This is a genomic window from Neobacillus drentensis NBRC 102427, from assembly GCF_001591445.1.
Lineage (GTDB): Bacteria > Bacillota > Bacilli > Bacillales > Cytobacillaceae > Neobacillus > Neobacillus drentensis.
The window spans coordinates 16,626-30,986 of record NZ_BCUX01000057.1 but is presented as its reverse complement, the minus strand read 5'-3'; the positions used below and the strand labels follow the sequence as shown (position 1 = coordinate 30,986).

The following is a 14,361-nucleotide window of genomic DNA, read 5'->3' as shown; positions in this document are numbered from 1 at the left end:
GCAGTTTAGTTCAAGAAGGATTTTCCATTACACTTATAGAACATTACATAAAAACCGAAAGTAGGAATCATATGATAAAAAAGGAGATTAAATATGATAAAGAGAGGAGGTACACGATGATAAAAAGTAAATTGGCACTCATTAGTTCAGTTATTATTTTAGGTATATGTATGTACTTATATTTCCCGTATCCTAATAATGTAATGATAGAAGCACGTTCTACATTCATGTCGTTTCCAATTCGCAATCAAGATGGCTATATTTTACTTGGTATAATTGGGTCCGTTTTGTTTATAATCGCCATGATTTTACTTGTCATTGGTATGAAGAAATATCACTTTCGAACAATAATAATAGTTGTAATAGTATATGCACTTTTACCAAATCTTCTAATTACGATGTACCAAGAAACGTTAGCAAGTGGCATTACAGCAATTTCATACGATGGTAATGGCAAGTGCAATTTTGGGACTGTGAGCAAAGACTTATTAAATGGGGAATGCAATCTTGTATTACATAATCGAAGTAATGAGGCTGTGTCATTTGAATTAGAATTTATAGATTCTTTTTTCATGAAAGACGAAGTACGAATGGAGTCACTTTTGAATTTAGCTGGTCCATATAGTATTACGATAGAAGCTAATCGTAAAAAGTCTATTCATTTGAAGGAATTACTCCAATTATCAGATGTTCCAAAACATATTGAAGGAGGAACATCATCTGATATTCATTTTAAGTTAATTGACGGGGAGACTACACGCACTTTATAGTAGATGTTTTACTCTGCTTAAATAAAGAAATTACACGCCTATTGAAAATTTAAAATAAAGTAAACGGGGTATAAAACATTATTGAACTAACGAAGTATTTTGTGAAACCTTGCACTTAAACAAACGGGTGCAAGAGTTTAACACCCCGTTACCATTTTGGTGGTTATTAGAAAAGAGTTAAACGAAGCAACACTCTTTAAAGGTGTTGCTCTTGTACATATTTGAGCAATTAATTAAAAATATTTTCTATACAATTCTTGTCTAAGACTCCCACTTAATTGGGCATAAATTTTTGTAGTTTCGCTCTTCTGGTGACCAAGTAGACTTTGGATAACATCAAGAGGTGCTCCATTATTCAACAAATGTGTTGCATAGCTATGTCTTAGTTGGTGTGGATGAATCACTTTACTAATCTCTGCCCTATCAGAAATCCGCTTAACAATGTATCTCATTTGAGCAATGCTCATTCTATGTGGTTTACGTTCTGTAACAAAAATGGCCGGATCATTATCCTGACGATTATCTAAGTACCGTTTAAGCCAAATTTCACATCGAATATTAAAATATACTTCTCTTTCTTTATCACCTTTGCCTAGAACAATCGCTGATCGGTTTGACCAATTGATTCTGTTCTTATCTAGCGAAACAATTTCACCTATTCTACAACCTGTTGAAAACATAAATTCGAATAATGCCTTTTCCATAGGAATGTCACAGGCCTCCCTTAAGTATTCGATTTCTCTTTCCGTTAAAAATTTGGGGATTCGTTTTCCAACTTTAGGTTCTTTTAATTTAGCAGCCGGATTCTTTAAAATATGTCCTTCCTCGTGTGACCAACGGAAAAGTGATTTTATAAAACGTATACGGTGAGCTAAGCTGGATGGCTTTAGATTTTCACTTGACTTTGCCAAGTATTCTTTTAATTTGATAGTAGTAATGGTTTCGAGTTTTACATCCTCAAAATACCTTATCACCAACAACGCTTGAAGTTATAGGCCTTTAAAGTCTGTTGGGAGAACCCTTCAATTCGTTTATCAGATTCATAAATTTCCCAGGCTTTTGATAATAGCAAAATACATCTCTCCCTAAAAATTCTAATTTTAGAGGAATTATTGACCTGATTATAAAATTTGATACAGTGCGGTTATCTTCAACTATCGTAAGCAGGTTAGCTTAAGAAGGTATTGTTAAAATCAATGGAGAATAAATATCTTAACCTTTATTAAAAAGTAGGTGTTAAATATGACTGAAAATAAGAAAATTATTCAATTTTCAATGGTTGATATTATTGAAAGGAAAATACATTTTACTAATACAAATACAATATTTGATAAAATCGAGTATCAATATAACGATGAGGGTGAACTTCAAGCCTATAATGAAATGCTGGTAGATGTTAAAGTTATGGACGAGGACAAATTTGTATCTAAGTACCTAAATATAGTAGACACACTTGCAGTACAGTTTGAAAAAAAAGAATTTACAGATGAAAAAGAGATAGAAAAAATGTCTGGATACAATAATGCAATAGTATCTATTTTGGAGTGTATAAACCCAATATTTAAATATGATTTAAATGATTAATTAATCTGAAGTGAATTGAGATTGTGAAGAATTATACTTAAAGTAACGGGGGCAATAGTTGAAGATTGGTGTTGCTGCGGCGATCCCTATTTTTATTGCACTAACGGGGCAGGTTAGTGCAATAAAGAAATGGTAAAATAAAACAGAGTCAATAATGGGAGGGCAGTATTAAATGAGGGTAATTCCAAAAGAATTTTATATTCTTAATTTACGTTATATTGTAAGGTCTGCAATAGAAAAGGATGCGAAAAACTTGTCTAAAGTAAGATTGCAGATAGATGGCGAAACAGAATATTTAGATAGAGAAAAAGGCGAGGCGTACATAGATGAATCAGGTTTTAAACAAATAATTAAAGATGATACAGAAAGTATTAGTAACTTATTTTTAGTTGCTGAAGTTAATGAAAGAATTGTAGGTTTTTCAAGATGTGAAGGGAACAAATTGAAAAGATCTTCTCACAAAGTAGAATTTGGAATATGTGTATTAAAAGAATATTGGGGATATGGAATAGGAAAAAACTTATTAAAAGAATCTGTTCATTGGGCAGATTCAAATGGAATTAAGAAAATAACTTTAACTGTCCTTGAAACCAACGATAAAGCTATAATGCTGTATGAAAAAAGTGGTTTTGAAGTGGAAGGTATTTTAAAAAAGGACAAAGTTCTATCTGACGGGAATTTCTATAACACCATATTAATGGGAAGGTTTAATAAATAAGGATTAGAGGACAATCCAATTTTAAAATTTGTTAAACTAACAGGGGCAAGAGTTGAAGAAATGATTGCTGTGGCGGTCTTTTTCTTGTTGTGCTAAAGGAGCAGTTTACTTGAAGAAGGTATTTCATTCAAATATGGAGAATTTTACTTTATTTAGGGAGGGAAAAGCTTGAAAATAAAAGGAGAAGATAAACATTCCTACATCAAAATTCACGTCGATAAAGATGACGATATGGGAGTACGCTTTAGTGTTGAAACTCAATCGAGGGGAATATCAGCCGATTTTGGTGGTATTTATATCGTAACCTCCGATATAACCGAATTTTTATCAGCATTACGCAAACTTGAAAATAAGCGAAGTGGTGAAGCTTGTTTAAAGTCTGCTTCCCCAGAGGAATTTAACCTTTCAGTTCGTACTGTTAATCGTCGGGGGCACATTCTGGTCTCATTAAGAATGAAAGACTTAAGTTATTATGAGGATTTGATGATTCCTTGTTCCATTGAAGTCTGTTTTGGTATTGACCCTACAACTTTACCAGAACTTTTAAAACAGTGTGAACAACTTGAATGGGATACAGTCTGAATGGAGTCGGCATAAGGTCTAGATTGTGAAGTATTGTACTTACACTAACGGGTGCTAGAGTTAAAGCGGGAACTGTTGAGGCAGTCTCTTTTCTTGTTGTGCTAACGGATGCAGTTTAATTGAACCAGAAATTTTAAAATAAAGAAAAAACATTCTATATAAGGGGGGAGAATGTAAATGAAAAAGATAATAGTTGTTTGGGTAGTTCTTCTTGGGGTAGTGCTTTCTGGATGTGAAAAATCGCCTAATAAATCAACCAAAATTTCCGCACCAAGTTCGGAACAAAAAACAAAAACGACAGAGACTTCCGCACAAAGTTCAGAACAAAATACAAAAACCGCAGAAACGACATCACAAAGTTCGGAACAAAAATCAAAATCGGCAGTAAAGACATCACAACCTAAAAGTTCAACATCTTCAGAAGTATCACAGGCGAGTGATACTATCAGGGGTGTTTGGATGGCAACGGGAAAACAGGATGGTGTAAGTAGTAATTGGTACTTTAACAATGGGCAATTAACAGTCAATTACGTGTACCATTTTTCTTATGTAATCGCTAAAAATAAAGATTCTCATGGGTATACGGTTGTAACGATAACCAATAAAGAAGGCAAAAAACATGCTCTCTTATTGAAAAGAAATGGCAGTAATTTTGACGGAAGAACTGTTGAGGGTGAGGATTATGTAAAATATTTAGCGGATGGCACGGTTTCAAGTGGACAAATTATCGAATTTAAATATCAACAGAAACAGGAAAAAGTTGTTTCCCACAATGCTTCTCTTGAAGAGATGGAGAATTTAAGGAAGACGCTTAGGACCTATATATTTGATACGTATATGCCGGGACCTGATTATGTTTATGCTAAAGGTATTAACTGGTCTGAGAATTTTTTCGATAATTTAACCGCTAATGAGATTTGGAATGTTATAGAGGAATTTAAGAAAAAAAATAACGGTAAAGAAGGAACTCTCTTTGAACAAGCCCAGTACCTTTCTCGGAATGCGCCCATAAAAGATAATTGGAAAGAGCTATTTTTTGAGGACTGGAATAACAGTAATTATAGGGAAGATGAAATAGAAAAATTAATTGATAAAGGTGATACTGTATGGGTTTATACGGATTCTGTACCTTATACCGGAGAAAAAGATAATTATCCTATTGAAACAATAGATAAAAGAACTGGTTCTTGGCACGGATAGAATGTATAAGGAGGTTCACCGACCTCTATTTTTAAAAGAAAGTAAAAAATTTTCACCCACTACATTTTGATAAAATAAGTTGTGTTTTTGTTGGAATCCTCTTCAACTAAAGGGTGCAAGAGTTGAAGAATGGGGTTGTGGCAGTAACCCCTTTTTTGCTGTGCTAACAGAACAGGTTAATTAGAAATTAATGAAGAATTATGTATTAAAAATAAGGAATCAAATTTAGAATGAGGAGGACTTTCATAATGTACGCTCTATTTGATAATTTCGTCCATCGATTAACGCCGTTTATAGAAATCATTAATACCGTTTCCTTAGTGTATATCGCTGTTTTATTAAAAAAGCTTGTTAATGAAGTAAATACTCTTAATGTTTAATAAACTAACAGGTGCAAGAGTTAAAAATTGGGATGGTTGTGGCTATCCTTTTTTCTTGTACTAACGGAGTAGGTTATTTAAACAAGCGTTGATAAATATCAAAATAAAAAAAGCTTGGATTAAATTTTCCCAAGCTCATCTATACAAGAATTACTGAAGAATTAACTCTCGATTTGTTCGACTTGTATCATAATTTTGGTGACGTAATGTTCCTTATGATTCATTACAACTGTATCATAAATATACTCTTCAAAAACATAATCACCTAAGGCTAAATTTAAACGATCCATCTCTGAAAAAAGTTGCTTATATGCTTTATGTATTGTTTTCTCATCCCCTATATGATATCCACTGAGAAAATCACCCTTAACACTTTTAAAATACGGATAGCCTTCCTTTGGATTTGGTTGTTCAATATATAAATAGCTATAATTAGTGAATTCTCCCTTTAATAATTGCTCCCGTTTCGTTATAACACCTATTGGATATCCAGTATCAAGATGTGATACGTTCAATTCATTTATAAAATCTGAAACGACCTCTACAAATTCTTCATTGTTTATATTTTCAATATTTCTACTTAAATAAAGTGTTGTTTCTGGAAATTGTTCAAGCGTAACTTGATGAAAATCCAGGTGTGACGCTTTTTCCATTAATGCTATTTTTGCCTCGACCATTCTTTCCTTCATTTCAATCTCCTGACGCTTTTTCACAATCTCTTCTTTTTTTTGATACATTAAAGACAAAAAACTTTCAGGCGATTTATTTTGTATGTATTGTTGAATATCATTTAGCGACATACCAAGATCCTTTAATAAGTCAATAACAAAGAATAGATCCATTTGGTGAATTGAATAAAAACGGTATCTTTTTTCATTTTTCAAAACCGGAGACAAAAGACCGATTTGATCGTAAAAAATGAGTGTCTGTTTGTTTACTTTGCAAAGCTTCGCAAATTCACCTGTCGTCAAATATTTTCCATTCTTTTTATTCATTTTTTACAGCACCACCCTTGACTATATAGTTACTATATACACTAGGATGAAAATTGTAAATAAATGATAGACAATACAAGGTAGTTTGGAGTAATTAGTATTGTTAAGGAGAATGTAAAAAATGAAGACTCATAAAGTCACCTTAGGATTATTATTGATGAATTTATTCATCGCCTTTTTGGGTATTGGTTTAGTAATTCCAGTCTTACCTACCCTGATGAATGAATTAGGCATAACTGGAACCACAGTTGGTTATTTAACAGCAGCGTTTGCAATTGCTCAATTGATTGTTTCACCATTTGCAGGGAAAGCAGCAGATATATTCGGCAGAAAAATTATGATTGTAATTGGCTTATTTATTTTCGGCATCTCAGAATTTTTATTTGGGATCGGCAGAGAAATCGAAATGTTATTTATTTCTCGTATTCTAGGAGGGGTTAGTGCTGCGTTCATAATGCCAGCAGTTACAGCTTTTATTGCTGATATTACAAATCTTGATACTCGCCCTAAAGCACTCGGTTATATGTCAGCTGCAATTAGTACAGGATTTATTATAGGTCCTGGTATTGGTGGATTCTTAGCGGGATTTGGAACACGTATACCATTCTTCTTTGCAGGAGCACTTGGTACAATTGCGGCTATACTTTCTATTATTTTATTATCTGAGCCGAATCGTAATGAAGATAATAAAGAACAAGTCTCAGATGGTAAGAATGGCTTCAAACGTATTATTGCACCAAAATATTTCCTTGCGTTTATTTTAATTTTTATTGCCTCATTTGGTTTAGCAGCTTTTGAATCGTTCTTTAGTCTATTTGTGGACCACAAATTTCAATTTATACCATCCGATATAGCCATTGTTATCACAGGCGGTGCAATTTTTGGTGCAGTTTCACAAGTCATATTATTTGATAGACTTACACGAATTTGGGGTGAAATTAAACTGATTCGATACAGCTTAATATTATCAGCCTTACTTGTCTTTTTAATGACCGTTGTTCATTCATATTTCTCTATTTTACTTGTTACATTTTTTGTTTTTGTAGGATTCGATTTATTCCGACCAGCAGTTACTTCATACCTTTCAAATATCGCCGGGAACGAACAAGGTTTCGTTGGTGGAATGAACTCTATGTTTACAAGTTTAGCGAACATTTGTGGACCAATTTTAGGGGGTATATTATTTGATATAGATATCGACTACCCTTACTACCTTGCCACTGTGATACTATCTCTGGGAATAGTTATTACAGTGTTCTGGAAGAAGCAAACAAATGATTCTTCAAACGAAGTGAAGGCTAGTGTAGCTAATTAATCAAATTGAAATATAGACGAAAATTGTGAAATATTGTACTTAAACTAAAGGGTGCTTGAGTTTAAGATCAGAGCTGTCATTGAGGCAGCTTTTTCTTGTTGAACTAACGAAGCAGGATAGTTCAATAAGGATTTAGAATATAAACTGTAAATTACCCAATAAGGGGGATGGTTTTGGTGGGGCTTAAGGAGTTAATTCATTTCCTTAATAAATTAGAAGAAAGTAATATATTTTATAAGCTAAATAAAGTTAGAAATGAAGCTATTATGGTTGAAATTGCTGTGCCTGGTCAACGGTGGGAAGTTGAGTTTATGGAGGATGGTACAGTAGAAATTGAAAAATTCATCAGCGATGGGGACTTTTATGATGTTAAAGAAATAGAAACGCTATTTAAAGATTTTAGTGATTAGTTCAAAATGTTATTAAGCTAATGGGGCAGGTTACTTGAAGAGGGAATTCAAATATTCAAATAATAAAAAAGACTAGCATTTTGATTTTTAAGCTAGTCTTTATATTATCTTTATTTTTTAAGAGTGGTCGTGATAATATAGTGTCCCTAATCAGAACTTGACTCATCACGGTCATGATGCTGGTGATGTCCATGAACTGAACTTGATTCATCCTCTGAAGAACTTTCTTCAAAATCCTCTGATTCATCATTATCTGGGTCATGGTCTCTGCCCAATGCCCTTACAAGATGATTCGCCCGAGGAGTCCCCAGTCCAGTAACAAAGTCCCAACCGGGTATGCAGCTGAACGATCCGGCTGTGCCGACGGTAATGTCGTTGTAATTTCTGGCGTACTGCGAGCCCTTGGCAAGATTGTAGAGCTCTTGGTGTCCATCTGTCAGGGGCACCTTTCGAATCTGGTCGGCCAGTGCGATGATGGCTGCCCAGCACGGCGCAGACACACTGGTGCCGCCAGCAGTAAGCCACCCGGTAACACCAGCTGGGGTCGGAGAACTAGTGAAAACGGAAACACCTGTGGCAGGGTCAGCGTTTAAGGAAACGTCCGGAGTGCCCCTGGTGCCGCCGGTTCCGGGAACAAACCCAATTTGGTAGTTCGGCTCAGGCTCGAATTGGCTGGGACCGCCCCCGGAGCCTGACCAGCCCGTTTCACCAAGAAACTTCCCTTTCGAGTTGAAAACCAAGCTTGTCCCGCCAACGGACAGAACGAACGGGGAAGCTGAGGGATAAACAGTCAACCCGCCGGAGTCACCAGATGCGGCTACATAAACAATTCCGGGATGTTGGAAATGGAAGTCGAATATTCCCTCAAAAGAAACCTCAGGGATAAACCAGCTCATCGAGACGACCCTGACTCCGGGAATATTTGACGCGACGTCTACGGCGAAGAGAAGGTCAAGAAAATGGGCAGAAGCGGCTTCCACGAGGTAGATTGTGGCGTCCGGAGCAAGGGCGTGAACCCACTGCGTGTCGATGGCGGTTTCGAAGGTCCATTCTGGATCGATCGTCGGTGGTTGTGTCCCTGTAGCGAAAATGACATTGAGATTCGGACGGGGTAGTCCAAACTGATTGCTGAAGACTTCCAAATCATATTGTGCGGTGGGGTTATGGTTCGCAACAACGATGGCTACACTCTGCCCCTTCCCGGTGATGCCACTCCTGATCAACGGTTCAATCTCATAAATGCGCCGGATCTGCTGAGGGGAAATCCCCTCGGGCACTGATGATGTTGCCCCCGGTTTAATCCTGTTCGGTGGTTTGGCGATTAAATCCAAAACCTCCTGCGGTATATTCTGTGGATCAAAACTACTCAAATTAATATTCCTCATTTCAAAAGAATAGATTTTTAGTATAAAATACTCTTTAAAAAGAGGAAGGAAACGGCTTGTACACAGGGGGAACAAAATGTGCTTCGGTTTATCTGAGGAACCTAGAGAATTAGAACAGTTTGATTAGAAGTTTGTTAAGTATTGCACTTAAGCTAACGGGTGAGATACTTTAAAAACGAGGCAATGCATTTTCTTATTTAAGAAACGGATCAATTAATAATATAAATAACTTTGGCGGAAGAAACTATATCTAAATGATTAAAGGGATGAAGAATTATGTCCAATAACGTAAGACCAAGGAAAATAATTTTAGATTTAGCAGTTACTTTAGATGGTTTTATTGAAGGGATAAATGGGGAAGTTGATTGGTGTATTATGGACTCTGAGATGGGGTTTATAAATTTCTTGAATCAAATTGATGCAATCTTATATGGAAGAAAAAGCTACGATTTATGGGGACAATTTACTCCTGAAAATGAAAATAATGTTATTGAAAAAGAAATTTGGGAATTAGTTCATAGTAAAGAAAAATATGTGTTTTCCAGAACACAAAAAGTGACTGATAATAAAGCAATATTCATAAATGATAATATTCTTGAAGAAGTAAATAAATTAAAGAATAAGCCTGGTAAAGACATATGGTTATATGGCGGAGCAAGTCTTATTACATCTTTTATCAATTTAGGGCTTGTTGATGAATATAGATTATCTGTACACCCTGTTATTCTTGGAAAAGGAAAACCGTTATTTATTGATATAAAACAAAGGTTGAATTTAAAAATGGTTAATACAAAAACGTTCTCCTCCGGCGTTGTGCAACTAATTTATGAGTTGAATGGGAATTAATAATATTTCATATTCCAAAGATAAAATGCAACAAATATCATAAGGAAAAACTAGATAGTAAACTGCATACATTTGATATCAAACCAATTCTTGCCTATTGACAAAACGAACTGTAACGATTAAATTTACAGTATACTAACTGTAAATTTTATTATTACATTTAAATATTCTTGCCAATATACACTAAGGAGAGTGTAAAGTATGGTAACTGTATATACGACACCGAGCTGTGGGTCTTGCCGAAAAGCGAAAGCTTGGCTTGAAGAGCATCAAATTGAGTTTATTGAAAGAAACATCTTATCTCAGCCTTTTACAGTCGATGAGATTAAATCGATTCTTCGGATGACAGAAGAGGGGACGAACGAGATTATTTCAACGAATTCAAAGGCGTTCCAAGAATTAAACGTAGATATTGAATCTCTTCCGCTTAATGAATTGTATCAATTAATCATGGAGCATCCTAAAATGGTGCGCAGGCCAATTATATTGGACGAAAAAAGATTACAGGTTGGATATAACGAGGACGAAATTCGTAGTTTTCTACCCCGTAGAATTCGAAACTATTTGTACAATGAATTGCAAAAAGAGGCTAATTAAGGGCAAAATGTTTAGTCTATAAAGTTAAAACTATAACGCTAATATATATGTTTTTTAAAGGAGGAATAACTGATGATTGAAGTTTTCGTGACAGTAAATTATAAAGATCGGAAATACCATACCAATGTCATAGCGGAAAAAGAAATGCCATTTGAAAAAATTAAACGGATTGCAGAAGCACAAGTCAAAAAACAGTGGAATATTTAAATAAATCGGCTTAGCCATAGCAATATAGCCTATACTTATTAAAAACAGCAGATTTTAAAGAAAGAGAGCCAATATTTGTAAAGGAGTCCTGAGGTATGACAGAATTCTGGGAATCAAGTTTTATAGAAAATCAAATGATGTGGGGATTTGAACCTTCAGACTCCGCAATCTTAACAAATGACTTTTTTCTTGAAAAGAAAGTAAAGGATATATTGCTTCCTGGTACTGGATATGGTAGAAATGCGAAGGTTTTTATTGATAACGGAATAAATGTAACAGGTATTGAGATTTCAAACACAGCGATTGAATTGGCCAGGCAAAATGGGCTTGATATTAATATTTTTCATGGTTCAGTAACCGATATGCCTTTTGATAACAAACTTTATGATGGGATATTTTGTTATGCACTTATTCACTTATTGAATAGCCGTGAAAGAGAAAAGTTTATTAGCGATTGCTATAATCAGTTAAAGCCAGGCGGATATATGATTTTTACTACTATTTCAAAAGAAGCCCCAATGTTTGGAAAGGGCAAACCACTCGGTAAAGACTATTTCGAGATAATGGAAGGGGTTAAAATGTTTTTTTATGATTCAGACTCAATAAAACAAGAATTTGGGAATTATGGTTTGATAGAAATTTCGGAAATAGTTGAGCCACATAAGAATATGGAAAAAAAGCCTCCATTTAAATTTTTAATGGTAAAATGTCAAAAAGAATAATAGTTACCATTAACAATTAATAGAATCCGAAGGTCGTTATAAACTGTTCATAAAGTCCTTTTCAGTGATTAATTATTCACAGACGGGCTTTATAAATCGAAAAACCCTTTATAGGAAAGGGGTAGTTCAAATCCTTGAACTAAAAGGTGCATTAATCTAGAAACGGATTAATGCACCTTTTTTCATCGATGCTGATCGAATAGAATTTGATTCCCATCTGGATCTCCAATGATAAAATGTGCGGGTCCCTCTTTTGTTTCATTTGCTTCAGTCAGCATTTTTATTCCTTCAGCTTTGAGTTGTTTTTGCAGGTCTCGAATGTCCGTAAACGATTCAAGATTTTCGGCATTTGCATTCCATCCTGGATTAAAGGTCAGAATGTTCTTTTCAAACATTCCTTGGAATAGCCCAATGATGCAATTTTCATTCTTCATAATAAGCCAATTTTGACTAATGTCTCCACCAAAAGCTTGAAAACCCAGTGTTTCGTAGAATGACTTGGATTGATGAATGTCTTTTACATTTAAACTCACAGAAAAAGCTCCTAGGTTCATATGTACTCCTCCTTTTAACTTATCTATTAATACTATAAATGAGTGCTTTTAAATTCTCAACATTTACCATATTATTAAAGTAGACATGGATTATTTCAAAATTTCCACAAAAATGATATATGTAATAAAGAATACAAGATGGGGGAGAGTATGGTGAATACCTTTAAAGAGAGAAAAAAAGCCCGCAGAGCTAAAAGAAAAGAAGAAGGAAAGGAATCCATATGGTGGGAATTCCTTGATCTTTTTTTTGATATAGCAGAATTAATCGGACCAATTCTTGTTAGGTCTATTCGGTCAGTCATTAAATTCCTGGAACATCATTAATATAAACAAACATCTTTCAAAAGGTTTCGCTCATTGGACAAAAGAAGTGATTTTATTATCATTGTTTTAATAAATACATTCATTGACATTTTCGGCTTGGGAATTGAAAAGCTTTCTGTATTTCGTATAGTTAGTAGCCTCATATTTTATGGTATTATCCTTAACTTTGGTTTCCATAGGTATTCAATATATATTCAGTGGTGTCAGGCACCATGGTACCTGACACCACCCACCTATTTCTTGAGGTTTGCGTTTCCTGATTTGCCTTCGGGGATGACGCGGTCGATGTCCAGGTACGGTTTTCCGACAACGGCGTCGTGGGATAGGATATTAACGGTATCTTTCTTGTTTTCCTGCATCATGTATAGCCTCCAATTCAGCATGAATTATCAAAATGGTACATAAGGTATTTTCTGCAATTTCCTCAAATTATTTCAGTTTAGTTTCACTAATCCTCAAATTTTTTTCAAATGAAAAATTAAAGATGAGACTAGCAGCATTTATATTTTTAGCTGTTCTCCATGATATTCTATTCCGCTAAAAGCAACCCCAAAAATCTGGCTAACCTTATATTACAAAGTCCTTATCAGGAGTAGAGAGCGACCCCCACTAATCCAGACAGCATAATGACATAGAGTGGATGCCAGCGGAGTTTTAATAGGGCAAATAATGATAATCCAAAAATGAGTAATAAACTTACAGAATGAAAATTGAAATGAAGGGAAATCAGATTATTTGATAAGGCAAACCTTATTGCAGCATAGATGATTAAACTAGCCACAATGGGTTTTAATCCATAAAACATCGAGTGAACAGTGGGATTATGATGCACCTTAATAAAAAAAGTTGCCACCACGATCACGAGGATGATTGAAGGCAACAGGATACCAATCGCTGCGATGATAGCTCCCATGTAGCCGCCTGCGGCATAACCAACCAGAATCGCACTATTGGTAGCGATCGGACCTGGAGCCATTCCAGCAATCGCAATCATATTCGTTAATTTTTCTGCTGTCATCCATCCATAATCGGTGACAGCTTTTTCAATGAGAGGAATCATCGTATATCCCCCTCCAAATGAGGCAAATCCCATGATAAAAAATGTCTTAAATAGTTCCCATAGTACCATAACTGGCTATCCTCCTATATTCCTGCCCCCATAAAGTAATCGAGATTTTGGGTTGGATCTGTTTCTTTATGTTGTTCCAATTCGGTTTTATGTCCGATCCTCTTCTTAATCGAAATGGCTAAAATTCCTGTTAATGCTCCCAAAAAAATAGCTAGGATTGGATGAATGAAGAACAGGACAGGTACCCCAACGAGCATGATGCAAAGAGTAGTTTTATCGACAATGGCGGTTTTAGCTGTTTTAATAGCAGCATAAACAATGATTGCCACAATAGTCGCCCTAATGGCTACAAAAGCCGCTTCTAACTTTGGATTATCATGGATAAAAGAGTAGAAGATTCCTAGGCAGAGAACGATCATAAAAGTTGGTAACGAAACACCAAGCATGGCGGCCAGTGCCCCTTTGATTCCGCCTATTCGCTGTCCAATAAAGGAGGCTGAATTAATTGCAACTGCACCGGGCACGGTTTGGGATAAGGCAAACACGTCGGTCACATCTTCACTACTCAACCACTTTCTCTTTTCTACTATTTCTTTTTCGATTAACGGGATCATGGCGTAGCCACCGCCAAAGGTTACCGGGCTAATTTTGAAAAAAGTCCAGAAGATTTGAAACAGTAATTTCCATTGTTTTTTCATGGAGA

General features: G+C 35.3%; 19 protein-coding genes and 1 pseudogene. 13 read left to right on the top strand and 7 right to left on the bottom strand.

The window, feature by feature from the left end:
• Window positions 1-770: hypothetical protein (locus BDR01S_RS20830; protein ID WP_235846623.1), on the top strand; the 770-nt coding region annotated here is incomplete at its 5' end.
• A gap of 233 nt (window positions 771-1,003) precedes the next feature.
• Here the strand turns inward: BDR01S_RS20830 and BDR01S_RS20825 are convergent.
• A pseudogene (locus BDR01S_RS20825) lies at window positions 1,004-1,842 on the bottom strand (tyrosine-type recombinase/integrase).
• 170 nt (window positions 1,843-2,012) lie between these two features.
• Between BDR01S_RS20825 and BDR01S_RS20820 the strand changes: the two are divergent.
• The 5 genes from BDR01S_RS20820 to BDR01S_RS26540 all read left to right on the top strand — a co-directional run bounded on the left by BDR01S_RS20820 (window position 2,013) and on the right by BDR01S_RS26540 (window position 5,234).
• Window positions 2,013-2,354 (top strand): hypothetical protein, encoded by a 342-nt coding sequence (locus tag BDR01S_RS20820; RefSeq protein WP_066254010.1) that lies wholly within the window; start codon window positions 2,013-2,015, stop codon window positions 2,352-2,354.
• Window positions 2,355-2,526: 172 nt separating this feature from the next.
• Window positions 2,527-3,072, top strand: a complete 546-nt coding sequence (locus BDR01S_RS20815) for a GNAT family N-acetyltransferase (protein ID WP_066254012.1) — start codon at window positions 2,527-2,529, stop codon at window positions 3,070-3,072.
• Between the two features lie 168 nt (window positions 3,073-3,240).
• Window positions 3,241-3,654, top strand: coding sequence for a WapI family immunity protein (locus BDR01S_RS20810; protein ID WP_066254017.1), 414 nt, complete (start codon window positions 3,241-3,243; stop codon window positions 3,652-3,654).
• A 177-nt stretch (window positions 3,655-3,831) separates the two neighbouring features.
• Window positions 3,832-4,854 (top strand): hypothetical protein, encoded by a 1,023-nt coding sequence (locus tag BDR01S_RS20805; RefSeq protein WP_066254020.1) that lies wholly within the window; start codon window positions 3,832-3,834, stop codon window positions 4,852-4,854.
• A 248-nt stretch (window positions 4,855-5,102) separates the two neighbouring features.
• Window positions 5,103-5,234 carry a hypothetical protein gene (locus tag BDR01S_RS26540; protein WP_268874702.1) on the top strand — a complete coding sequence of 44 codons (132 nt, stop codon included), beginning with the start codon at window positions 5,103-5,105 and terminating at the stop codon, window positions 5,232-5,234.
• Window positions 5,235-5,395: 161 nt separating this feature from the next.
• On the opposite strand, the gene BDR01S_RS20800 is transcribed toward BDR01S_RS26540, so the two are convergent.
• Window positions 5,396-6,229 carry a MerR family transcriptional regulator gene (locus BDR01S_RS20800; protein ID WP_066254021.1) on the bottom strand — a complete coding sequence of 278 codons (834 nt, stop codon included), beginning with the start codon at window positions 6,227-6,229 and terminating at the stop codon, window positions 5,396-5,398.
• 121 nt (window positions 6,230-6,350) lie between these two features.
• Between BDR01S_RS20800 and norA the strand changes: the two genes are divergently transcribed.
• Both norA and BDR01S_RS20790 read left to right on the top strand, forming a co-directional pair.
• The gene (norA, locus tag BDR01S_RS20795) at window positions 6,351-7,544 is read left to right on the top strand and encodes a multidrug efflux MFS transporter NorA (RefSeq protein ID WP_066254024.1); all 1,194 of its coding nucleotides are present in this window, start codon (window positions 6,351-6,353) and stop codon (window positions 7,542-7,544) included.
• A 167-nt stretch (window positions 7,545-7,711) separates the two neighbouring features.
• On the top strand, window positions 7,712-7,954 hold the full coding sequence (locus BDR01S_RS20790; RefSeq protein ID WP_066254027.1) for a hypothetical protein: 243 nt from the start codon (window positions 7,712-7,714) through the stop codon (window positions 7,952-7,954).
• Window positions 7,955-8,100: 146 nt separating this feature from the next.
• Here the strand turns inward: BDR01S_RS20790 and BDR01S_RS20785 are convergent, their stop codons facing one another.
• A complete protein-coding gene (locus BDR01S_RS20785) occupies window positions 8,101-9,324 on the bottom strand; it encodes a S53 family peptidase (RefSeq protein WP_157406225.1) in 1,224 nt (407 codons plus the stop codon).
• 291 nt (window positions 9,325-9,615) lie between these two features.
• Here BDR01S_RS20785 and BDR01S_RS20780 point away from each other — a divergent pair, with 291 nt between their 5' ends.
• The 4 genes from BDR01S_RS20780 to BDR01S_RS20765 all read left to right on the top strand — a co-directional run bounded on the left by BDR01S_RS20780 (window position 9,616) and on the right by BDR01S_RS20765 (window position 11,711).
• Window positions 9,616-10,185, top strand: a complete 570-nt coding sequence (locus tag BDR01S_RS20780; protein WP_066254033.1) for a dihydrofolate reductase family protein — start codon at window positions 9,616-9,618, stop codon at window positions 10,183-10,185.
• 201 nt (window positions 10,186-10,386) lie between these two features.
• Window positions 10,387-10,782 carry a transcriptional regulator SpxA gene (gene spxA, locus BDR01S_RS20775; protein WP_066254036.1) on the top strand — a complete coding sequence of 132 codons (396 nt, stop codon included), beginning with the start codon at window positions 10,387-10,389 and terminating at the stop codon, window positions 10,780-10,782.
• Between the two features lie 72 nt (window positions 10,783-10,854).
• Window positions 10,855-10,989, top strand: a complete 135-nt coding sequence (locus BDR01S_RS20770) for a BA3454 family stress response protein (protein ID WP_066254046.1) — start codon at window positions 10,855-10,857, stop codon at window positions 10,987-10,989.
• Between the two features lie 95 nt (window positions 10,990-11,084).
• Window positions 11,085-11,711 (top strand): class I SAM-dependent methyltransferase, encoded by a 627-nt coding sequence (locus BDR01S_RS20765; RefSeq protein WP_066254048.1) that lies wholly within the window; start codon window positions 11,085-11,087, stop codon window positions 11,709-11,711.
• 182 nt (window positions 11,712-11,893) lie between these two features.
• Here BDR01S_RS20765 and BDR01S_RS20760 read toward each other — a convergent pair whose 3' ends face one another.
• Window positions 11,894-12,265 (bottom strand): VOC family protein, encoded by a 372-nt coding sequence (locus tag BDR01S_RS20760; RefSeq protein ID WP_066254050.1) that lies wholly within the window; start codon window positions 12,263-12,265, stop codon window positions 11,894-11,896.
• Between the two features lie 153 nt (window positions 12,266-12,418).
• Here BDR01S_RS20760 and BDR01S_RS25900 point away from each other — a divergent pair, with 153 nt between their 5' ends.
• Window positions 12,419-12,589 (top strand): hypothetical protein, encoded by a 171-nt coding sequence (locus BDR01S_RS25900; protein WP_157412973.1) that lies wholly within the window; start codon window positions 12,419-12,421, stop codon window positions 12,587-12,589.
• Between the two features lie 233 nt (window positions 12,590-12,822).
• On the opposite strand, the gene BDR01S_RS26535 is transcribed toward BDR01S_RS25900, so the two are convergent.
• The 3 genes from BDR01S_RS26535 to BDR01S_RS20750 form a co-directional block, all read right to left on the bottom strand.
• Entirely contained in the window at window positions 12,823-12,951 is a 129-nt protein-coding gene (locus tag BDR01S_RS26535) for a hypothetical protein (RefSeq protein ID WP_268874701.1), read from the bottom strand.
• Between the two features lie 224 nt (window positions 12,952-13,175).
• Complete coding sequence (locus BDR01S_RS20755; protein ID WP_066254052.1) at window positions 13,176-13,718, bottom strand: chromate transporter; 543 nt, start codon at window positions 13,716-13,718, stop codon at window positions 13,176-13,178.
• Window positions 13,719-13,732: 14 nt separating this feature from the next.
• Window positions 13,733-14,356, bottom strand: coding sequence for a chromate transporter (locus tag BDR01S_RS20750; RefSeq protein ID WP_066254055.1), 624 nt, complete (start codon window positions 14,354-14,356; stop codon window positions 13,733-13,735).
• Window positions 14,357-14,361 lie beyond the last annotated feature (5 nt).